The sequence below is a fragment of the Pseudomonas sp. JDS08PS003 genome, from assembly GCF_045013505.1.
GTDB lineage: Bacteria > Pseudomonadota > Gammaproteobacteria > Pseudomonadales > Pseudomonadaceae > Aquipseudomonas > Aquipseudomonas protegens_B.
Window position 1 is genome coordinate 5,090,001 of record NZ_CP120724.1, and the last position, 22,231, is coordinate 5,112,231.

The 22,231-nt window shown below is 64.4% G+C and carries 17 protein-coding genes (1 of these 17 running past the window's edge); 11 read left to right on the forward strand and 6 right to left on the reverse strand.

The window, feature by feature from the left end; all coding sequences use genetic code 11:
• Positions 1-393 carry the 5' portion of a TetR/AcrR family transcriptional regulator gene (locus P7C00_RS22405; RefSeq protein WP_346632084.1) on the reverse strand. Its footprint begins 177 nt before the window's first position, so the window shows 393 of its 570 coding nt (coding positions 1-393); it begins with the start codon at positions 391-393; the stop codon falls past the left edge of the window.
• Between the two features lie 92 nt (positions 394-485).
• Here P7C00_RS22405 and P7C00_RS22410 point away from each other — a divergent pair, with 92 nt between their 5' ends.
• Complete coding sequence (locus tag P7C00_RS22410; protein ID WP_123727151.1) at positions 486-1,226, forward strand: SDR family oxidoreductase; 741 nt, start codon at positions 486-488, stop codon at positions 1,224-1,226.
• Positions 1,227-1,262: 36 nt separating this feature from the next.
• Positions 1,263-1,856, forward strand: a complete 594-nt coding sequence (locus tag P7C00_RS22415) for a 2-hydroxychromene-2-carboxylate isomerase (RefSeq protein ID WP_346632085.1) — start codon at positions 1,263-1,265, stop codon at positions 1,854-1,856.
• Between the two features lie 71 nt (positions 1,857-1,927).
• On the opposite strand, the gene P7C00_RS22420 is transcribed toward P7C00_RS22415, so the two are convergent.
• From P7C00_RS22420 to P7C00_RS22435, 4 genes are all read right to left on the reverse strand, one after another.
• The gene (locus P7C00_RS22420) at positions 1,928-3,736 is read right to left on the reverse strand and encodes an aminopeptidase P family protein (protein ID WP_346632086.1); all 1,809 of its coding nucleotides are present in this window, start codon (positions 3,734-3,736) and stop codon (positions 1,928-1,930) included.
• A 55-nt stretch (positions 3,737-3,791) separates the two neighbouring features.
• A complete protein-coding gene (locus P7C00_RS22425) occupies positions 3,792-4,961 on the reverse strand; it encodes a cysteine desulfurase family protein (RefSeq protein ID WP_404937402.1) in 1,170 nt (389 codons plus the stop codon).
• Positions 4,962-5,170: 209 nt separating this feature from the next.
• A complete protein-coding gene (locus P7C00_RS22430) occupies positions 5,171-5,785 on the reverse strand; it encodes a LysE family translocator (RefSeq protein WP_346632088.1) in 615 nt (204 codons plus the stop codon).
• 103 nt (positions 5,786-5,888) lie between these two features.
• Positions 5,889-6,149, reverse strand: a complete 261-nt coding sequence (locus P7C00_RS22435) for a hypothetical protein (protein WP_346632089.1) — start codon at positions 6,147-6,149, stop codon at positions 5,889-5,891.
• Between the two features lie 399 nt (positions 6,150-6,548).
• Here P7C00_RS22435 and msuE point away from each other — a divergent pair, with 399 nt between their 5' ends.
• The 4 genes from msuE to P7C00_RS22455 all read left to right on the forward strand — a co-directional run bounded on the left by msuE (position 6,549) and on the right by P7C00_RS22455 (position 10,708).
• Complete coding sequence (msuE, locus tag P7C00_RS22440) at positions 6,549-7,112, forward strand: FMN reductase (protein WP_346632090.1); 564 nt, start codon at positions 6,549-6,551, stop codon at positions 7,110-7,112.
• Positions 7,113-7,121: 9 nt separating this feature from the next.
• Positions 7,122-8,261 (forward strand): FMNH2-dependent alkanesulfonate monooxygenase, encoded by a 1,140-nt coding sequence (gene ssuD / locus P7C00_RS22445; RefSeq protein ID WP_404937403.1) that lies wholly within the window; start codon positions 7,122-7,124, stop codon positions 8,259-8,261.
• Between the two features lie 134 nt (positions 8,262-8,395).
• A complete protein-coding gene (locus P7C00_RS22450) occupies positions 8,396-9,583 on the forward strand; it encodes an acyl-CoA dehydrogenase family protein (protein ID WP_404937404.1) in 1,188 nt (395 codons plus the stop codon).
• A 24-nt stretch (positions 9,584-9,607) separates the two neighbouring features.
• Complete coding sequence (locus tag P7C00_RS22455) at positions 9,608-10,708, forward strand: sigma-54-dependent Fis family transcriptional regulator (RefSeq protein ID WP_102880375.1); 1,101 nt, start codon at positions 9,608-9,610, stop codon at positions 10,706-10,708.
• Here the strand turns inward: P7C00_RS22455 and P7C00_RS22460 are convergent.
• A complete protein-coding gene (locus P7C00_RS22460) occupies positions 10,705-11,067 on the reverse strand; it encodes an antibiotic biosynthesis monooxygenase (protein WP_346632093.1) in 363 nt (120 codons plus the stop codon). The genes P7C00_RS22455 and P7C00_RS22460 overlap by 4 nt on opposite strands.
• Before the next feature lie 108 nt (positions 11,068-11,175).
• Between P7C00_RS22460 and soxR the strand changes: the two genes are divergently transcribed.
• The 5 genes from soxR to P7C00_RS22485 all read left to right on the forward strand — a co-directional run bounded on the left by soxR (position 11,176) and on the right by P7C00_RS22485 (position 22,136).
• Entirely contained in the window at positions 11,176-11,649 is a 474-nt protein-coding gene (soxR, locus tag P7C00_RS22465; RefSeq protein WP_346632094.1) for a redox-sensitive transcriptional activator SoxR, read from the forward strand.
• 343 nt (positions 11,650-11,992) lie between these two features.
• Positions 11,993-13,831, forward strand: a complete 1,839-nt coding sequence (locus P7C00_RS22470) for an AAA family ATPase (protein WP_404937405.1) — start codon at positions 11,993-11,995, stop codon at positions 13,829-13,831.
• The gene (locus P7C00_RS22475) at positions 13,828-14,472 is read left to right on the forward strand and encodes a 4Fe-4S cluster-binding domain-containing protein (protein WP_346632096.1); all 645 of its coding nucleotides are present in this window, start codon (positions 13,828-13,830) and stop codon (positions 14,470-14,472) included. The genes P7C00_RS22470 and P7C00_RS22475 overlap by 4 nt, the downstream gene beginning before the upstream one ends.
• Before the next feature lie 15 nt (positions 14,473-14,487).
• Positions 14,488-20,805, forward strand: a complete 6,318-nt coding sequence (locus tag P7C00_RS22480; protein WP_404937406.1) for an AAA domain-containing protein — start codon at positions 14,488-14,490, stop codon at positions 20,803-20,805.
• Entirely contained in the window at positions 20,802-22,136 is a 1,335-nt protein-coding gene (locus P7C00_RS22485) for a hypothetical protein (protein ID WP_404937407.1), read from the forward strand. Before P7C00_RS22480 ends, P7C00_RS22485 begins: the two co-directional genes overlap by 4 nt.
• The last annotated feature ends 95 nt before the right edge of the window (positions 22,137-22,231 follow it).

The following is a 22,231-nucleotide window of genomic DNA, read 5'->3' on the forward strand; positions in this document are numbered from 1 at the left end:
CAAACGGCAGATCCAGTCTTGCGCCTCCTGCCGTACTTCGACACTGCCCCGAGCAATCTCCGCGCCCAACGCTGGCAACGCACATCCCGCCCCCGGCTGCTGCAGATGCGCCACACTCAGGTACTGCTTCAAGCAACGCCGCAGCTTTGCCTGATTCTGCTGCCCCTCCCCACCCAGACGCTCCAGGCTCTGGCTCAACTCGCGCTCGACGATGGAGCCGAACAGCTCGTCCTTGGACGTGAAGTGAGTATAAAAAGCCCCGCCACTGAGGCCGATGGCCTTCATTAACGCATCCACACCGACGGTAGAAAAACCATCGTTCTTGGCCTGGGTTGCACTGCTCTGCAACAGGCGTTCTCGGGTTTCCTGCTTATGACCGACTGAATAACGCATTCCTGATGGACTCCCCTACTTGCTTGACGACAGAAAAATCATAGCATAACGTTCGTTTAGTTAACGATCGTTTACTAAACAGCGAGCCTCCCATGACTACAGCCTTGAACAAGAACAAAGTCGTACTGGTGGTCGGTGCCGGTGATGCCACCGGTGGCGCCATTGCCAAGCGTTTCGCCGCAGAAGGCTTTACTGCCTGCGTGACCCGACGCAGCGCAGACAAACTGCAGCCGCTGGTAGACGCCATCCAGCAAACCGGTGGCCAAGCCCATGGCTTTGCCTGCGATGCCCGGAAAGAGGAGGACGTGGTGGCACTGATCGAACAGATCGAAACCCAGATTGGCCCGATCGAAGCCTTCGTCTTCAACATCGGTGCCAACGTCCCTTGCAGCATCCTTGAGGAAACCGCACGTAAATACTTCAAGATCTGGGAGATGGCCTGTTTTTCAGGCTTCCTCAATGCCCGCGAGGTGGCCAAGCGCATGGTCACCCGCAAGCGCGGCACCATCCTGTTCACCGGCGCCACCGCCGGGGTCCGCGGCGCCGCGGGCTTTGCCGCCTTTGCCGGCGCCAAGCACGGCATCCGCGCACTGGCCCAGAGCATGGCCCGGGAACTGGGGCCCTTGAACATCCACGTCGGCCATATCATCGTCGACGGTGCCATCGACACCGACTTCATCCGCACCAGCTTTCCCGAGAAATATGCCCTCAAGGATCAGGATGGCATCCTCAACCCCGAGCATATCGCCGAGAACTACTGGTACCTGCACAGCCAGCCCCGGGATGCCTGGACCTTCGAACTGGACCTGCGCCCCTGGAGCGAACGCTGGTAACCCCCTCTCCATAACAACAATCAGGGAATCTGGATCATGAATAAAAAGGTGGAGTTCTACTTCGACCTGGGCAGCCCTACTTCATACCTGGCTTACACCCAACTGCCGAAGATCTGTGCCCAGACCGGCAGTCAACTGGTCTACCAACCCATGCTGCTGGGCGGCGTCTTCAAGACCACCGGCAACGCGTCCCCCATCAGCGTCCCTGCCAAAGGCCGCTACATGTTGCAGGACCTGGCGCGCTTCGCCCAACGCTATCAGGTGCAGCTCAATTTCAACCCGCACTTTCCCATCAATACCCTGCTGCTGATGCGCGCCACTACCGGAGTGCAGATGCATTTGCCGGAACGCTTCATCGATTTCGTCGACTGCCTGTTCCGTGCACTCTGGGTCGACAAACGCAACCTCAACGACGCCGCCAGCGTCGCCCAGGTCCTGGAACAAGGCGGTTTCGACCCACAACAGATCCTCGACCTGAGCAATGCCGAGGACGTCAAGACCGCTCTCAAGAACAAGACCGAACAGGCGTTGCAACGGGGAGTATTCGGTGCTCCCAGCATGTTCGTGGGTGAGGAACTGTTTTTCGGTCAGGATCGGCTCGACTTCGTCCGAGAAGCCTTGAGCAAGTAACCACTGGCATCTGCGGCGACGCTTGAGTCGCCGCAGCCACCTCACCCGCGTTGCGCGGGTGAGGCCTTACTTCAGATCGCCGCAGTCCGAGCCTGCAACCACTCCAGCGCCGCCCCTTCCAACAGTGGACTGAGACGCCGACGAACATCACCGTGATAAGCGTTGAACCACTCACGCTCCTCCTGAGTCAGCAACGACGGCTCCAGGCAACGGCTGTCGATCGGGCACAGCGTCAGGGTTTCAAACCTCAGGAACTCACCAAACTCAGTAGTACCTGCCTCGCGGTTCAACACCAGATTCTCGATCCGCACTCCCCAACGCCCGGGACGATAAGTCCCCGGCTCGATGGAGGTGATCATCCCCGGCTGCATCGCGGTTTGCGGCGCTGGTGCGGCCTGATAGGCAATCACCTGCGGACCTTCATGAACGTTCAGGAAGTAACCGACACCATGCCCGGTGCCATGTCCGTAATCCACGCCTTCGGCCCAGATCGGCGCACGAGCGATGGCATCCAGCAACGGCGAAAGAATGCCCCGTGGGAACTGCGCCCGGGACAACGCGATAACCCCCTTGAGCACTCGGGTGCAATCGCGCTTCTGCTCGGCACTCGGAGTACCGATAGGCACCATGCGGGTGATATCGGTGGTGCCGCCCAGGTACTGGCCACCGGAGTCGATCAGCAACAGACCATCGCCCTCGATCACCGCGTGCTCTTCAGGCGTGGCGTGGTAATGAGGCATCGCCCCATTGGCATTGAATGCGGCAATGGTATTGAAACTCAGGGATACGTACCCCGGACGCCGCTCACGAGCCGCCGTCAGGTGTTCATCAATGGTCAGCTCGGTGACTCGTTCACGACCCAGGGCGCTCTCCAACCAGGCGAAGAATTCACAGAGGGCCGCGCCATCCTGCTCCATGGCCTGGCGAATGTGCTCGGCGTCCGCCAGGCTCTTGCGCGACTTGGCCAAGGTCGTGGGGTTGAGCCCTTCCAGCAGTTTCACCCCGGGAAGCAGATTGTCCAGCAGGCCACTGGTGACCCGTGCCGGATCAATCTGCAAGGTCGCATCTTCAGGCACTGCGCGCAGCGCCGCCGCCACTTCCGAATAGTCCCGCAGGCTCACGCCATCCGCCTCCAGCACCCCACGCAGGTGGTCATCGACCTTGCTCAAGGCCACGAACAAAGTGGCCTGCTGCTGGCTGATCAGGGCGAAGGACACAAACACCGGGTTGAATGAAACATCCGCCCCCCGCAGGTTGAACAGCCAGGCGATATCGTCGAGGGTGGCAATGAAATGCCAGTCCGCGCCCCGCTCCTTCAGGGTTTCCCGCAGCTTGCCGAGCTTCTCCACCCGGCTCTGCGTCGCCTGTGGCGGCAAGTGTTGATAGACCGGCTGATCCGGCAACGCGGGACGATCACTCCACACCTCCTGAAGCAGATCGATATCGGTCCGTAGATGGGCTCCGCGTTCCTGCAACTTGGCGCCCAAAGTGCGGGCCGAAGCCACAGCCATCACCGCGCCATCCACCGCCACCACCGCACCTTGCGGAGTCTGCTCCGCCAGCCAGTCCAGGGGGCCGGGCTGGCCCGGCTGCAACTTCACCAGTTCGATACCGCTGCCCTTGAGCTCCTTGCTGGCCTGTTCCCAATAACGACTGTCGGCCCAGACCCCGGCGAAATCCGCGGTCACGATCAGCGTGCCCACCGAGCCATGAAAGCCCGACAGCCACTGGCGCCCCTGCCAGTAACCCGGCAGGTATTCCGACAGATGCGGGTCGGCCGACGGCACCAGCAAGGCATGAATGCCCTCGCGGCTCATCAACTGACGGACGTGCGCCAAGCGCTGGGTGACCACTCCCTGGGTCGAAGGCTGGGTACTCATTGTGTCTCCTTAACCGGCTTATTCATTGTTATGGAAGGTCGAGATCACTCGCCCCTCAAGACTGGGCTCCGGCCCAGAACGCCGGAGCGGTGGCGCATGACGCCTTGATCAACTGTGCGGCGCGATCCACATCCTCCTCGGTGGTGAAACGCCCAAGGCTCAAGCGGATGGTGCGAGCGGCCTGTGATGCATCGTGCCCCAGGGCCAGCAGCACATGGGAAGGCGCATGGCTCGCCGAGTTGCAGGCCGAGGTCGCGGAAAACGCCAGGGACGCACTCAGTGCCGCCGAATCGAAGCCCCCCTCGCTGAAAGTCAGGCTCAAGGTATGGGGAATGCGCTGGCCGACACTGCCATTCAAGCGCAGGCCGGCAATGCCCGCCAGTTGCTCCAGCAATCGCTGGCGCAGACGGACGATGGTCGCGGTTTCTTCCTCGAACAGCTCACCCGCCAGGGCAAAGGCCGCGCCCATGGCGGCGATCTGGTGGGTGGCCAGGGTCCCGGAACGCAATCCGCCTTCGTGACCGCCACCATGAATCTGCGCCAGCAGCCGCTGCTGAGCCCGCGGCCCGACATACAGCGCGCCGATGCCCTTGGGGCCATACAACTTGTGCGCGGAGAACGACATCAGGTCCACCGGCCAGTGCTCAAGATCGATAGCCACCTTGCCGGCACCCTGGGCCGCGTCCACATGCAGCAACGCACCTCGCGCACGCACCACCTGGCCAATCGCCGGGATGTCGTTGAGGGTGCCCAGTTCGTTGTTGACCAGCATCAACGACACCAGAAAAGTGTCGTCGCGCAAGGCTTCACTGACCGCCTGGGCCGTGATCAACCCGCCGGCATCCGGCACCAGATAGGTCACCGCCACACCGGCTTCCTGCAACTGGCGGGCGGTGTCGAGCACCGCCTTATGCTCGATCTGGCTGGTGATGATGTGCCCACCGCTCAGGCCCCGGGCCTGCATCACGCCCTTGAGCGCCAGGTTGTTGGATTCGGTGGCACCGGAGGTCCAGACAATCTGCTCCGGCTGCGCGCCCACCAACTGTGCGACCTGCTGCCGGGCGCGCTCGACACTGCGCCGCGCCTCCTGGCCAAAAGCATGGGAACTGGACGCCGGGTTGCCGAAATTGGCGTTGAAACCCAGACACTCCAGCATCACCTGGATGACCCGCTCATCCACCGGCGTGGTGGCGGCGTAGTCGAAATAAAGAGGACGTTTGTTCATGACTGAAGACCCGCAGAGCTTGTTCCAGGATCGGCATTGGCTCAGAGAAGATGACGCACAAACGCGCCGTACAAGAACGGCGCGTCAAAGCAGGCACTCAGCAATACGCGATCGGATGCAGTTAAAGAAGAACAACTTCGTTTAAAAGTGCGTAGGAACGCTCCTGGGACGCAGCTTAACAGGCTCGGGGCAACGCGTTGAAGCGCCGCTTAACTGATGTTTTCCAGCAGCAGCGGCGCCAGGGAAATCACCAACAATCCGGCCATTCCCAGATTGAACAGGCGCAGCCAGCGAGGATTGCGCAGCACGTTGCGCAGCAGGCTGCCGCACGCGGCCCAAAGGCTGACCGTAGGCGCATTGATCAAGGCGAACACCGCCGCGATCACCAGCACATTGGTGAAGTAGCCCTGCAACGGGGTGTAAGTGCTGATAGCCCCCACCGCCATCACCCAAGCCTTGGGATTGACCCACTGAAACGCCGCAGCCCCCCAATACCCCAACGGTTGCCCCTGGCCCTGTTGCTCCTCGGACATGGGCCCGGAACGGGCGATCTTCCACGCCAGGTACAGCAGGTACGCCGCTCCGACATATCGCAGCACGCTGTACAGCAACGGATAGGCCTCGAACACCGCCCCCAGGCCCAGGCCAACCGCCAGCACCAGAACGAAAAAACCGCAACTGATGCCGAGGATATGAGGAATGGAACGGTTGAAGCCGAAGTTCACCCCCGAGGCCAGCAACATGGTGTTGTTAGGGCCGGGCGTGATGGAAGTGACCAAGGCAAACAGGGCGAACGCCAACAGCAGGTCAAGGGAAAGGGTCATGAATGCAAGGTCCTGGGCAAGGTCGATCAGGCCTCGACCCTAACTCAGGGCCTGCCTGAAACCCACGGACAGTTGCGCAAAACTTCGACCAGTACAGTTTTAATCAACTGGCCGGATGGTGCCGACTGATATTGCGTTGGGCGCTCATCTCGCCCTGCCCATCGAACGCCCCAGGACGGCCAAGCAGCTCGGCCTTTTTCTGCTGGTACTCATCGAACGACAGGCCGCGACGATTCAAGGCTTCCAACGCCAGTTCGCGAGTTTCCCGGGCCGTGTAGGGACGCAGCTCAGGAGTGCCCGGGCTGGCACAGCCGGCCAGCACACTAAAAACCAACATCAACAGAACAATGGAGGAAGCCTTCATGGCGAGCACCTGGAGCGGGTTGCGAACAATGCACAAAGGCTACTCCCGCACCGGCAACGGCAAAAATCATCCAGCTCGATAGTCGCTATCGACTGTTCCAAGGTCTTGGCAGTCGCGCCTCATATTCCATAACGACCTATAAATATGGAAACAAGCTCTTTTGAGGAATAACAACAAGCCTTTATAACAGCTGCATTGCGTTGCCCAACTGTTGCCCTGGCAACTGTTTGCCCAGCAACAGTCGATCAACAAAACAGTGCCTGCGCAACAGCAGCCAATCCGCTCCGGATCGCCCACAACCCCTGCAATACAAGGCTTTTACGGGTTGGTACAGCTCTTGCTCCCGATCCAGGACACCTGCCATTGCTCGCAGAGCCACTGTTTAAAAAGGAACCGATCATGTCCCGTCCCTTGAACGTTGTTGCCCTCTCCGGTGGAACCTGGCGCCCGTCCCGCACCCTGGTGCTGACCCAGGCCCTGCTGGACGAACTGTCCGGGCACCTGCCGATCAACAGCCACCTCATCGAATTGGGCGATATTGCCCGTCCGGTAGGCGCAGCCCTGTCGCGCCAGGAACTGCCGGCCGAAGTCGAGGCCGAGCTCCAGGCCATCGAAAACGCCGACCTGTTGATCGTCGCCGCCCCGGTCTATCGCGGCTCCTACCCCGGCCTGCTCAAGCATCTGTTCGACCTCATCGACCTGAACGCCCTGATCGATACCCCGGTGCTGCTGGCCGCAACCGGAGGCAGCGAACGCCACGCCCTGGTGCTGGATCACCAGTTGCGTCCGCTGTTCAGTTTCTTCCAGGCCCTGACCCTGCCGATTGGCGTCTACGCCACCGAAGCCGACTTCAGCAATTACCAGATCACCAGCGAACTGTTGAAAGCCCGCATCCAGCTGGCCGCCGAACGGGCTGCGCCGCTGTTTGGCGCTCACCCGAAAAATCTGCTGAAAATCGCTTAAGGACCTGTCATGGATGTGTTCTGGTTTCTTCCGACCCACGGCGACGGCCACTTCCTGGGCACTGCCCAGGGCGCCCGCCCGGTCACCCTCAACTACCTCAAGCAAGTGGCCCAGGCTGCGGACAGCCTGGGCTACCACGGCGTGCTGATTCCCACCGGACGCTCCTGCGAAGACTCCTGGGTCATCGCCTCGGCCCTGGTGCCGCTGACCGAACGCCTGCGCTATCTGGTGGCAATTCGCCCGGGAATCATCTCCCCCACCGTTTCCGCGCGCATGGCCGCAACCCTGGACCGGCTGTCCAACGGTCGCCTGCTGATCAACGTAGTCACCGGTGGCGATCCGGACGAAAACCGTGGCGATGGTAGCTTCCTCAGCCACAGCGAACGCTACGAAGTGACTGACGAATTCCTGCAGATCTGGCGCCGGGTGCTGGAAGGCGAAGCCGTGGACTTCGAGGGCAAGCACCTGCATGTACAGAACGCCAAAGCCCTGTATCCACCGGTGCAGAAGCCCTATCCACCGCTGTACTTCGGCGGTTCCTCCGAGGCCGCTCACGAATTGGCCGCCGATCAGGTGGATGTCTACCTGACCTGGGGCGAGCCTCCTGCAGCGGTCGCCCAAAAGCTGGCCGACGTGCGCGAACGCGCTGCGCGCAAGGGCCGCACCGTGAAGTTCGGCATCCGCCTGCACGTGATCGTCCGCGAAACCGAGGACGAAGCCTGGAAAGCCGCGGACAGGTTGATCGAACACATCAGCGACGAAACCATCGCCGCCGCCCAGCAATCCTTCTCGCGCTTCGACTCCGAAGGTCAGCGGCGCATGGCCGCCCTGCACGGCGGTCGCCGTGATCAGTTGCAGATCGCTCCCAACCTCTGGGCCGGAGTCGGCCTGGTGCGTGGCGGTGCCGGCACCGCCCTGGTGGGCAACCCGCAGCAAGTGGCCGAACGCATCAAGGAGTACGCCGACCTGGGCATCGAGAGCTTTATCTTCTCCGGCTACCCGCATCTGGAAGAGGCCTATCGCTTCGCCGAACTGGTGTTCCCACTGCTGCCGGAACCCTATGCCAGCCTGGCCGGCCGTGGCGTCACCAACCTGACCGGGCCGTTCGGCGAAATGATCGCCAACGACGTGTTGCCCAACAGCCGCTGAAATCCCCAAAGCTGTTGTAGGAGCCGGCTTGCCGGCGAAGGCGATCTTTCGGCCCTCTTCGCTGGCAAGTCAGCTCCTACAGCTCGCAGCACCTTTTCCCGGCCGCCACAACGGCCACGAACGAGGAACACCGCGTGACTGCCAAACCGCAAAGCGCCCTGTTGTCCCCCTTGCAGACCGCTCGCCAACTGGCCGCCGAGTTTGCCCTCACCGCCGTCGAACGCGATGAACGTGGCGGCACCCCCAAGGCCGAGCGCGATGCCCTGCGCCACAGCGGCCTGCTGGCCCTGAGCATCCCCACCCAGTTCGGCGGGCTCGGCGCGCCCTGGAGCGAAACCCTGAACATCGTCCGCGAGTTCGCCAGGGTCGACAGCTCCATCGCCCACGTCTTTGGCTTCCATCACTTGATGCTGGCCACCGTGCGCTTGTTCGCCAAGCCAGAGCAATGGCAACCCTGGTTCGAACAGACCGCGCGCAAGAACTGGTTCTGGGGCAACGCCCTCAATCCGTTGGACACCCGCACCCTGGTCCGGAACCTCGGCGGTTGGCGCGAGTTCTCCGGCAAAAAGAGCTTCTGCTCCGGGGCCAGCGATTCGGAAATGCTCATCGCCTCGGCGGTGGATGAAAGCAACGGCGGCAAATTGCTGATCGCCGCCATCCCCAGCGGCCGCAGCGGCATCACCCTGCACAACGACTGGAACAACATGGGTCAGCGCCAGACCGACAGCGGCAGCGCCACCTTTGAACGGGTCAGGGTGGAAGAGTCGGAACTGCTGCTGGACCCGGGCCCGCTGAGCACGCCGTTCGCCTGCCTGCGCCCGCTGATCGCCCAACTGACCTTCACCCACATGTTCCTCGGCATCGCCGAAGGCGCCTTCGAGGAAGCCCGGCAATACACCCTCACCGAGACCCGGGTCTGGCATAGATCCAGCGCCCAGGATGTGCGCCAGGACCCTTATGTACTGCGCCACTACGGCGAATTCTGGGTGGCCCTGGAAGGCATCCGCCTGCTGGTGGAGCGGGCCGCCGGGCTGCTGGACCAGGCGTGGGCCAAAGGTCCCGGCCTCAGCGCCGAGGAGCGCGGGCACCTGGCCACCGCCATCGCCACCGCCAAAGTCGCCGCCAGCCGCCAGGGCCTGGACCTGTGCAGTCGCCTGTTCGAAGTCACCGGCGCACGCTCGACCCACGCTTCCCTGCGCCTGGACCGCCATTGGCGCAACCTGCGCACCCAGACCCTGCACGACCCGCTGGATTACAAGCTCCACGAACTGGGCGACTGGGCACTGAACCAGTCCCTGCCGACCCCGACCTTCTACTCCTAGCCTTATTGTTCACGGAGAGTGCCGATGCAGCTTCTGACCCTACCGCCCTCGCCCGCCCTGGCGACCTCGATCCGCGCCACCGCCCAGGTGTTCGAGGACCCGAAATCCCAGGCCCTGCTGGCGCACCTGCAACAGGTGGCACCCAGTGAAGCCAGCGTGCTGATCATCGGTGAAACCGGGACCGGCAAGGAACTGGTGGCACGCCACATCCATAACCTCAGCGCCCGGCGCAACCGGCCGTTCGTGGCGGTGAACTGCGGCGCCTTCTCCGAATCCCTGGTAGAGGCCGAACTGTTCGGCCATGAAAAAGGCGCCTTCACCGGCGCCCTCAGCGCCAAGGCCGGCTGGTTCGAAGAGGCCGACGGCGGCACCCTGTTCCTCGACGAGATCGGCGATTTGCCCATGGCCATCCAGGTCAAACTGCTGCGGGTGCTGCAGGAGCGTGAAGTGGTGCGCCTGGGCTCGCGCAAAAGCATTCCCATCGACGTGCGGGTCCTGGCCGCCACCAACGTGCAACTGGAGAAGGCCATCAATGCCGGGCACTTTCGCGAGGACCTGTACTACCGCCTGGACGTGGTCAGCCTGGAACTGAGCCCGCTGCGCGAACGCCCCGGCGACATCCTGCCCCTGACCCGGCACTTCATCGAGGCCTACAGCCAGCGTCTGGGTTACGGCAGCATCAGCATCAGCAAGGAGGCCGAACACAAACTCAAGAGCTACAGCTGGCCGGGCAACATCCGCGAACTGGAAAACGTCATCCACCACACCCTGTTGATCTGCCGCAATGGCGTGATCGAGCGCGATGACCTGCGCCTGTCGAACATGCGCATCGAGCGCGCCGACGACAGCCATCCCAGCCACGACGACTCCGCCGAAGCGCTGCTGGACCGCGCCTTCCAGAAACTATTCGCCGAGCAGGCCGGCGCCTTGCATGAAAAGGTCGAGGACGCCCTGCTGCGCGCGGCCTATCGCTTCAGCCACTACAACCAGGTGCACACCGCCAACCTGCTGGGCTTGAGCCGCAACGTCACCCGCACCCGGCTGATCAAGATCGGCGAACTGGCGGTCAACAAGCGCCGCCCGGTGGACGCCCACAGCGAACGCACCCTGCAGCTGTCGATCTAGAGCAGGTTGCAGTGCAGGGCATTGTCCTGGCTGCGGGCAATGCTGCTCAGCACCTGGAACGAACCGAAGGTCACGGTCTTGGCCTGATGGGTCAGGATCAACTGCCAGAAATCCTGTTCGCCGCTCTCGAAACGCTCGAAGGCCGCCTCGCCGGCTTCCCGGGATTGCCATTGCAGGTAATTGAGCACCCGCCGACCATCGTCGCTGGCCTGCACGCTGGCACTGAGAAAGCCGCCATAGCCCTGGGCCAGACGCTCGGTCTGCGCGGACAAGGCCGACACCAGGGCCTCCTGCTGATGAGGTTCGATCTCGAACTCGATCAATTGGGTAAAGCTGCGATTTCTCTCAAATGCGGCCATGAACTGCTCCCTACGGCGGTCGGACAGTATCTTGCGATTGAATGCGCTGCAGGGTAAAACCTCTAGTTAAGTCAAGGTCAAGCCTGTTTTTCATCCTGGTGCCCTTTAATGATCGAACCCGACGCCCTCCACAAAGAACTGACGGTTGGCCAACTGTCGGCCCGCAGCGGCGTGGCCGTGACCGCCTTGCATTTCTACGAAACCAAGGGGCTGATCAAGAGCAATCGCAACGCGGGCAACCAACGGCGCTACCCGCGTTCAGTGCTGCGTCGCGTGTCCCTGATCAAGGTGGCCCAGCGCCTGGGCATTCCCCTGGCGGAGATTGGCCAGGCCCTGGCGACTCTGCCCGCCGACCGCGCGCCCAGTGCCGCGGACTGGCAGCGCCTGTCGGAACAATGGAGCCGCGAACTGGACGAACGCATCCGCCAACTGAGCCTGCTGCGCGAGCGGCTGAACCAGTGCATCGGCTGTGGCTGCCTGTCCATGGAAGGGTGTCCGCTGCGCAATTATGGAGATGCCCTGGGAGACGCCGGCCCGGGCGCCCGCCTGCTGGAGCCCGACGCCGCCACCGACACTCCATAGCCGGCTTCCCTCGTAAGAACCGGCTTGCCGGCCAAGGCTGACTCTCGGGCCTCTTCGCTGGCAAGCCAGCTCCTACAGCGACGGCGCCCTCTTACCCGGAGGAGCCGGCTTGCCGGCGAAGGCGATCTCACGGGCCTCTTCCCTCGCAAGCCAGCTCCGACAGCGACATCGCCTTCATACCCGTAGGAGCCGGCTTGCCGGCGAAGGCGATCTCACAGGCCTCTTCCCTCGCAAGGCAGATGCCCACTCAGCGCTGGCAGGTAAGAAAACCTGTGGAGCATCGTAAGTAAAAACTTCCCTATGCTAATGTCGCGTCCTGCTTCCTACGACGAGCTCCGCTTCCATGCCAAGGACTGCCTCCTTCGAAAAGCCACGCTGGCTGCGCGATCTGCTGCGCTTTCTACCCCTGAAAAGCCAATTCGTACTGTCCGGCAATGTCCGCGACCTGCAAGCCAGTGAGGTGGCCCCCGGGGTCATTACCCCCCAGCCCTTCAACCTCAATCTGCGCGACGAACTGCTGGCGGCGGGCTACGCCCAGGTGCTGAGCTGGGACCCCCTTGGCGGTCTGCGCGTGCTGCTGCCTCCGGGCAGCGAACCGGCCCAGGCCGACAGCCTGCTGCGCGAGTTGGGCCTGACCCCGGTGGAAGGAGCGGCGCCGGCCGGCCTCGACCTGTTGTCAGCCACCTTGCCGCGCCTGGTGGAGCGCCAAGGCGCGCCGCTGGCCCTGATTGTCGACTTTGCATCACGCCTGGTGATCCGCAATGACGCCCTGAGCGCCGCCGAGCACCAACTGTTCACCCAGGCCCTGGTGTTGTCCCACCAGGCCCGTAGTCGACCTGCCGGGGAACAGCGCACGCCGTTCTTCAACAGCATCCTCTGGGTGGTGGAAAAGGAAGGCGACCTGCCCGACTGGATGCTGATCGACAACCCGCGCCTGCGCCCCATTCCCGTGTCCAAACCCGACCAGCAGGCCCGCCAGGCGTTAGCGCCGGCGCTGTTGCGAGGCCTGCCCGGCGCCCAGGAGGCCAGCGAAGAAAGCCGCGACAACGCAGTGCGAGCCTTCGTTGAGAATACCGAAGGCCTGCTGCTGCTCGACCTCAATGCGATCGTCCAACTGGCCCGGGTCGAAGGCCTGGCCATGGAGCGCATTGGCGACGCGGTGCGCCGCTATAAAGTCGGCGTCACCGAAGACCCCTGGCTGAAGATCGACCGCCAGCGCATCCGCCAGGCCGACGACTTCATCCGCCAGCGGGTCAAGGGCCAGGCCCACGCGGTGACCCACATGCTGGATATCGTCAAGCGCGCCATGACCGGGGTCGGCGCCAGCCGCAAGGGCAACCGCCCCCGGGGCGTGGCGTTTCTTGCCGGGCCCACCGGGGTCGGCAAGACCGAACTGGCCAAGACCATCACCAGCCTGCTGTTTGGCGATGAAAGCGCATACATCCGCTTCGATATGTCGGAATTCAGCGCCGAACACGCCGACCAGCGCCTGGTAGGCGCGCCACCCGGCTATGTGGGCTACGACGTGGGCGGCGAACTGACCAACGCGATACGCGAAAAACCCTTCAGCGTGGTGCTGTTCGACGAGATCGAAAAGGCCCACCCGCGAATCCTCGACAAGTTCCTGCAGATCCTCGACGACGGTGTACTCACCTCGGGCCGCGGCGATCGCGTGTACTTCTCCGAGGCGCTGATCGTCTTCACCTCCAACCTGGGCATCTACCGCCAGGGCGACAACGGCGAACGGGTGGCCAACGTGCAGCCCGGCGAGGCCTTCGAAGCGGTGCAGGGCAAGGTCCAGGGCGAGATCGAGCGCTATTTCAAGCTGGTGCTCAACCGGCCGGAAATCCTCAACCGGATCGGCGAGAACATCATCGTCTTCGACTTCATCCGCCCGGACATCGCCGAGCAGATCTTCCAGCAGATGGTCGGCAACATCCTCGCCGACCTGGCCGCCCAGGCCCTGCATGTACAACTCGATGACGACTCCCAGCACAGCCTGCGCCAGCTGTGCCTGCAGGATTTGTCCAACGGCGGCCGGGGCATTCGCAACCAGCTGGAAGCGCACCTGCTCAACCCCCTGGCCCGGGCCCTGTTCGACCAGGATGCGCAGCCCGGCCAATCCTTCGAAGTTCGCCAACTGCAGGCCGGCAGCCTGCAACTGCTAGCCCGCGCCTCGTGAACATCAGCCTGTCGCGGGTGCACTTCCCGGTCACCACCTTGGGGCCCGGGCAGCGCCTGGGTCTGTGGTTCCAGGGCTGCAGCATCCGTTGTGCAGGCTGCATTTCCGCGGACACCTGGGGACCGGGCAAGCAGCCATTGCCGTTGACCCAGGTGCTGCACGACCTGCAACCCTGGCTGGCCCAGGCCGAAGGCATCACCCTGTCCGGTGGCGAGCCCTTCGACCAGCCCGAGGCGCTACTGGCCCTGCTTAGAGCCCTGCGCGAACGCACCCAGGTCGACATCCTGGTCTACAGCGGCCACGCCCTGGAAACCCTGCAACCGCTGCTGAAACAAGCCGAAGGCCTGCTGGACGCACTGATCTGCGACCCCTTCGAGCAACAACAGGCGCAAACGCTGGTCCTACGGGGCAGCGACAACCAGCGCCTGATCCTCTTGACCGAGCTGGGCCGCCAGCGTCTGTCCGCCTACCAGCGCCCGCTGCACCGCGAGGACCGCGCGCTGGATGTGATGTTCGACGACGACGGCAGTGTCTGGATGGCTGGAATCCCTCGGCGTGACGACCTGCTGCGTCTGCGCGACCTGCTGCACGACCAGGGCCACCAACTCCAGATCAGCGCCCACACCTCACGCCGCCGTTAACCGGAACCGCTACCGATGATACGTTTTTGCCCCAATTGCCAGACTGAACGCTCACTGACCGAAATCTTCTGCGAAGGGCGGGTCGACAACCGAGCCTGCGGCTGGGAACTGTCTGCCGAAGCGATTCATCCCGAAGGCTGGCGCCCACAGCCGGTAGTCACCCTCGAAGCGCTTGAGCCGCAGCCCCCGGTCGCAGCGGACAGCGGCTCCCCCCTGGTCTGCGGCAACGGCCATGCCATGGCGGACGGCGACCTGATGTGCCTGGTCTGCGGCGCCGACCCGCTCGCCCCGGAGCAACAGCCACCCACCGCGCCCCCAGCCGCCGACAGTGAAACCGTGATCGAAGGCTGGCGCCTGTTGCGTCAGATCAGCAGCGGCGGCGTGCGCGAGCGCTTTATCGCCGAGCACCGTGAAACCGCACACCAGGCGGTACTGACCCTCTACCAGGCCGGCGCCGAACCCGATCCCTCGGTGTACGAAGCCCTCAAGCGCCTGCCCCGGGAACACGTGCCGGAGATCATCCACACCGGCCGCTGGGACGAGCGCGCCTTCGAAGTAGCCGAAGAACTCACCGGCGGCACCCTGGCCGACCTGGGGATCGTGGTCAGCGATCGGGCGGCGGTGCAGCACATCGTCAGTGAGCTGGGCCAGGCCCTGCATGCCTTCAGCGAAGCCGGCTTGCGCCACCGCGACCTGCGTCCCGCGACCTTGCTGGTGCGCAGCCGTGAGCCCCTGGACCTGGTGGTCAGCGGCTTCGGCTCGGCGCGTCTGTCCGAGTTCGACCTGGACATCGTCTCGCCTCTGGAAACCAGCCGCTACATGGCCCCCGAAGCCATCGCTGGGGGCGTGGCCGCCGCCTCCGACTGGTGGAGCCTGGGGATGATCCTGCTGGAACAGTTGACCCAGGGTGAGTGCTTCGCCGGCATCAATGCCAACGCCTACCTGATTCACATTCTGGCCAATGGCGTACTGCTGCCGGACGACCTCGACCCACGCCTGGAGCTGCTGCTGCGCGGCCTGCTGGCCCGGGATCGTCACCAGCGCTGGCAATGGCCCCAGGTGCAGGCCTGGCTGCAGGGCGAAAGCCCCAGCGTACCGGACTCGATCGCCAGCGAAGAGGACGCCGAGGAAGGCGCCAGCATCGCCCTGGGCAGCCGGCGCTTTCGCCGACCGGGGCCGTTTGCCCTGGCGGCCGCCGAGGTCGAGCACTGGCCCCAGGCCCTGGATCACCTGTTGCGTGGGGTGATCGTCACCTGGGCCGAACAGGCTGGATTATCTGCCCGGCACTTGGCCGGCCTGCGCCAGGTGGCCCAGCACCAGGAGCTGGAAGACGACACCCGGCTGATGCTGGCGCTGAAACTGCTGAACCCGGAAATGCCGCTGATCCTGCGCGGCGCGATCGTCACCCCGGGCTGGCTGCTGGAGCATCCCTTGGACGGTTACCGGTTGATCAGCGGCCCGGCCCCGGACCTGCTGGAACGCCTGGAAACCGAGCACTGGCTGTCGCGGCTCAAACTACGGGCCGAACAGGTGCGCCAACGCGCCCTGCACCAGGCCATCGAACTGGACGAGGACCAGCTGCGCATCTACCTGCTCTCCAGTTCCCGCGCTCGTCTGGCCGCCCAGTGGGAAGAGCGCCAACGCCTGCTGCCGGACAGCGAGCACAACGGCATCTTGTCCCTGGCCGACCGACGCACCATCAGCGAAGAAGACCTGATCGTGCTGCTCAGTGCCGCCATCGGCCAGTTTCGCTCGATGGACGCCATCCTCGAAGAAGCCACCACCCTGGCCCGCGAGGCCGTGGTCCTGAGCTTCGATGCCGATAGCGCCCGTACCCTGCTGGGGCTGCCGCGCCCGGCCTTGTACCGTGAAATTGACGAACGCATCAGCGGCTTCGCCCGCTGTGGCGTGCCGAGCATCGATGAGTGGGCCGAGCAATTTCGCCTGGAACGGCGCATGCCCCTGGCCAAGGCCCTGGTGCTGCTAGCCATCGGCGCCGAACAGTGGCTGGAGCCGCAAAAGCAGCATTACGTTTCGCAGATCCTCGACTTTTTCGAGAAGAAGGTCGCCAGCGTGGTGCTGCGCGGCCCGCTGGTGCGCATGAGCATCGGCAAGACCACCGCCCGGGTCGACCTCAACGAATTGCACAGTGAACGCAGCCCGGCCCCGGCGCTGCTGGATCATCTGGTCGCGCGCAACGCCCAGCCCATCACCCTCGACCCGGCGTGCTTCGCCGAGAACCCGCAGCTGGATGCGCGACTCAACAGCCTGTACCGCCAAAGCTCGCTGTACAAACGCGACACCGGGATCGATGGCCTGTACCTGGGCTTCCCCTTCCTCCTGACCCGGGACCCGCGTGGTACCACCCGCACCCGCATCGCCCCCTTGCTGCTGTGGCCGGTCAAGCTGCTGCTGGAAGTCGGCAGCCGCGGCAAGGTGGCCCTGGTCTTCGACAGCGAGCGTGAAGAGGTGCGCCTCAATCCGGGGCTCGACACCTTGCTGGGCATCGATGCCGCCAAGCTCTGGCGCAAGGCCGCCGACGAACTGCTGGGGCGCTCGGCGCTCAAGGCCGGCGACGTCATGGACGCCTTCGGCATGCTGGCCACTGCCAGCTCCCGAGTGCTCGGCAGCCTGCCGCCGGCGACCACCGAAGTGCAGCCCTACCAGGATCAACTGGCCTGTGCCGCCGTGCTGTTCCATGTGGCCTTCATGGGCCAGGCCATCGGCGAGGATCTGCGCCAGCTCAAGGCCCTGCCTCCCGGCGGCACCGGCCTGGAAACCGCCCTGCGCCTGAACCCGACGCAACCAGACAGCAGCGACAGCCAGGCCACCGCGCTCGCGCCTGAACTGCAGCGCTTCTTTACCGTGGCCAGCGACCCCTCCCAGGAAGCCGCCGTACTCCAGGCCCGCCAGGCCCCCGGGTTGCTGGTGGAAGGCCCACCCGGCACCGGCAAGAGCCAGACCATCGTCAACATGGTGGCCGATGCCATCGGTCGCCAGCGCAGCCTGCTGATCGTCTGCCAGAAGCACGCCGCCCTGGAAGTGGTGCACAAGCGCCTGGTGGCCGAGGGTCTGGGCAACCGGGTGGTGATGCTCAACGACATCAACCGCGACCGTGAACCGGTGATCCGCAGTGTCCGCGAACAGCTCGAAGCCCTGTTCAAGGGCGATGCCGCCCAGCAACCCTGGCTGCACCAGCGCGAACGCCTGGCGGCGCGCATCGAAGCCCTGGAAGGTGAACTGGATCGTTTCCACCTGAGCCTGCACCGCATCGATGAACACTGTGGCTTGAGCTACCGCCAGTTGATCGGCGAACTGATCGGCCTGGAACAGGGGCCTGCGCCACTGGATGTTCCGGTCTTGCGCCAGCACCTGGCCGCCCTGGACATCGCCGACCTGACGCGTCTGGAAGAAGCCTGTGCACCGCTGATCCGCCTGTGGCTGCCGGCCCGCTATGAACAGAGCGCCCTGGCCCAACTGCAACCTTTCCCCACTGATGCAGCCACCCTGCAAGCGTTCAACCAGGGCTTCGAGCGCCTGTTGAGCTGCGAAGAGCAGCGCCTGGACACCCTGCAGGCGCACCCGGCCGACTTCGAAGTCGATGACCCGGCGCCCTACCGCGCCTGGCTTGAACAGCACGTGCACAGCCTGCTGGGCCTGGACGATGAACGCCGCCAACGGCTGGCGCGCTGGCTCCCCCTGTTCCGTGGCAGCAACAGCCAAGCAACGCAAGGCGACGAGCTGATCCAAGCCCTGCAGGCCCTGCGCCAACAACTGGAGCAATGCGACGCGGCGGCCCATCAGGCCGATCTGGCGCCGGGCCTCAGCGCCCTGCCCGCGGCCCAGCTGCGCACCCTGCAGCACCGCGCCCGCGCGGTTATCCAGGGTCGTTCCTGGCTGGCACGCCTCAACCCGCTGCGCCTGATCCGCCAGCGCCAGTTGCTGGCCTTCCTCGCTGAACAGGGCGCCCCGGCCGAGCCGCAGCGCCTGCCGGAACTGCTGGCGGCGGCCCAGCTGGAAAGCCAGTGGCGGCCATTGCGCAACCAGTTGCAGCAACTGCATCAGCAACTGAGCCTTGCAGAGATCGCCAGCGACTGTGGCCCGGGCCTGCTGCCGCAGGTACGCCAGGACCTCGGGCACCTGGAAGAGATCCGCACCCTGGCGCAGGCCATGGCGCAAGCTCCCCGGGTGGAGCAACTGGACGCAGTGGTCCTGACCGGCCAACGGCAATCTTTGGACAGCCTGCTGGCCGGTTATGACGCGGCCTTTATCCGCCACAGCGTGCGCCAGGACAGCCTGACTGCCCTGCAGCGCCTGAATCAGTGGCTGCAACCCGAGCTGCTGGGCCAATTGCGCCAGCGCGTGGAGCTCAACCAGAGCAATCAGTTGCCCCTCAATCGCCTGCGCGAAGCCTTGCCGACCCTGAGTGCCTACCAGGCGTTCCGCGCCCGGGCCGGCCAACTGGCGCCGGCAGACCTGGAGTTGCTGGGGGTACTGCGGGACTACCAAGCGACGCTCGATGGGATTCCCGCCGAGCAACTGGAAACCGTGGTCCGACGCATGCTCAACCGTGAAGCGCGACTGGGCTGGAAACGCCAGATGGAACAACGCCAACCCGAGCTGATGCTGGAGCACAGCGAAACCGCGGCGAAGATCACCAGCCTCGGGGAAGCCGACACCCAGATGCGCAGCCTCAACCGCCAACTGCTCAGTGAAGGCATCGAGCTGTCGCGCCTGGGTACCCGCAAACAATGGGAAGACGTCACCCGCCTCACTGGACGGCGTTCGCGCAGGCTGCGCGAGTTCATGGAGATGGGCGCGGGGCTGGGGCTGATGAGCCTGCGACCGGTGTGGCTGATGAACCCGGACGTGGCCAGCCGGGTGCTGCCGCTCAAGCCCGGACTGTTCGATATCGTGATCTACGACGAAGCCTCGCAGATGCCCGTGGAGTTCGCCCTGCCGACCCTGTACCGGGGCCGAGTCACGGTGGTCAGTGGCGACGAGAAGCAGATGCCGCCCACGGCCTTCTTCTCCAGCCGGGTGGAAAGCGACGAAGCCGAACTGTTCGAGGGCGACCAGCCGGACGCCGACGCTGACGAAGAACAACGCGAAGCCTTCGAAGACACCTGGAACCGTCGCGAAATCAAGGACTGCCCGGACCTGCTGCAACTGGCCCGCAGCGCGTTGCCCGCCACCACCCTGCAGATCCACTACCGCTCGGCCTACCGTGAGCTGATCGGTTTCTCCAACGCCTCGTTCTATGGCAACCGGTTAAGCATTCCGGTGCGTCACCCAGAGGCCAATATCCTCGCCATCAAGCCGTTGGAGCTGATCCGCGTGGACGGCATCTACCAGCAGCAGGTCAACCCTGACGAGGCCGAACGGGTGGTCGACTACCTGGCCGAGCTGTGGCAAACGCCCTACGCCGAACGACCCTCGGTGGGCGTGGTGACCTTCAACCGCAAGCAGGCCGACCTGATCGAGGAGCGCCTGGAGCTGCGCGCCGAGCAGGACCCGGTGTTTCGTGCGGCCTACAGCCAGGAGCGCGAACGCAGCGAGGACGGCGAGGACATGTCGGTGTTCGTCAAGAACGTCGAGAACGTCCAGGGCGATGAGCGCGACATCATCGTGTTCTCCTCGACCTTCGGGCGTAACAGCCAGGGCAGTTTCCGGCGCAACTTCGGGGTCCTGGGGCAAACCGGCGGCGAACGTCGGCTCAATGTGGCGGTAACCCGGGCCCGGCGCAAAGTGGTGATGATCACCTCGATGCCGATTGCCGATATCTCCGACATGCTCACCACCCAGCGCCCACCCGCCAGCCCGCGGGACTACCTGCAAGGCTACCTGGAGTACGCCCGCGCCCTGTCGGCCGGGGAGTTCGCCAGCGGCCACAACCTGCTGGGGCGTTTGGTCACCGAGCGCCAGGATGCAAAGGTCCAGCACAACGCCCACAGCGACGGTTTCACCCAGGCGGTAGCGGCATTCATCCGTACCCTGGGCTGGAACCCGGTCAGTGCCAACGAAGGGGATGCCTTCGGCCTGGACTTTGCCATCGAGCACCCCGATACCGGGCTCTACGCCCTGGGCATCGAATGCGATACCCCGCGCCATGGGCTGCTGAGCCGCGCCCGCTCCCGGGAGATCTGGCGGCCATCGGTCCTGCGCCGGGCCATTCCCCATCTGCATCGGGTCTCGTCGCAGGCCTGGTACCACGACCCGCAAAGCGAACGTGCGCGTCTGCAGGCCGCCATCGAGCAGGCCCTGCAACCGCTGGCCGGCAGTGCGGCACAAACGCAATCCCAAGCCCTGGCTGACACGGAGCAAACCCCATGAGCGGCCCGAAAGTGGTGCGTATCGTCACCCGCGAAGAGATCCTGGGAATCTGCGCCGGCCACCTGCGGCGCCTGGAGCAGGCGATTGCCCGCTGGGAAGCACAGGCGCAACGCCTGGGGCAACTGAGCGAACAGGAACGGGCCGCCACCCACGGGCGTTTCCAACAGTTGCGCCAATTGATCGAGGCCGATCGCCTGCTGGATCTGCAAAAGCAGGTGCCAATCGAAATCCAGTTCCTCAAGGACGATCTGCAACAGCGGGAAAACCGCGCGGTGCAGCAGGCCACGCAACAGCGCCAACTGGCCCGCCGCCAGCGGGAAAACGCCGCCACTCTGCTGGGCGCGCTGCAAGGCAAAGCGCTGCCAACCGAACTGCTGCAACAGTTGCAGGCGATTGCCGACGGACAGCCCGTGGCGGCTGTCGAGTCGACTCTCGCCCAGGGTTTCGCCAGCCTCGGTGCCGCAGCCGAAGAACAGGGCCTGAGCGAGGCACAGCAGCAACTGGCCCGACGCCTGCAAGGCGAGAATGCTACCCAGACCCTGGCGCAATGGCGCGCCGCCCATGAGCAAAAGGAACCCAGGCTGGAACGCATCGAGCAACACATTGCCCAGTTGCTGACCCTCGATGATCAGGCCAGTGCCGAACCCTACCTGGCCAAGTTGCGCCAGATAGACGCCGAAACCCGCGTGCAGCAGCGCAACCTGCTGCTGGACAGCCTGGTGCTGGAACTGGCCCAGGCCACCCGCGACAGCCATGAACGCCGCGCGCGCCTGGTTCTTCTCCAGGAGCTGGCCAATGAAGTCGCGATCCTGTGTCCCGCGGCTGTCGAGCAAGAGCTGGCCCAGGCCGGACAATGCAGCCTGGCCAATATGGCGCCAGTGGATGAGCTGATTGCCCGGTTCAACACGCTGATCGAAGCCGAGCTGCAACAACGCGCCGCCCTGGCCCGCCGCCAGGCAGTACTCGAAGGCCTGGCTGGCCTGGGCTACGAAGTCCGCGAGGGCATGGCCACTGCCTGGGCCAAGGAAGGTCGGGTAGTGCTGCGCAAGAGCGCCACTCCGGGGTATGGCGTGGAGGTCGGAGGCACGGCCGACAACGGCCGGCTGCAAGTACGTGCGGTGGCCCTCAGCGCCCAGCGCGATACCCTGCGCGACAAAGACATCGAGACCCTCTGGTGCGGCGAATTCCAGCGTCTGCAAGCCCTGCTGGCCGCCCAGGGCGACGCCCTGAGCATCGAGAAAGCACTGGCCGTAGGGGCCGTACCGCTCAAGGAAGTGCAACTGGACGACACCCGGCAGGAATACCGGGAGCAGGCGCAACAGCGCACCTGACCCCCCTCGCCCTGTGGGGACCGGCTTGCCGACGAAGGCAATCTCACGGGCCTCTTCGCTGGCAAGCCAGCTCCTACCTATCCGCCTCGCCTGTA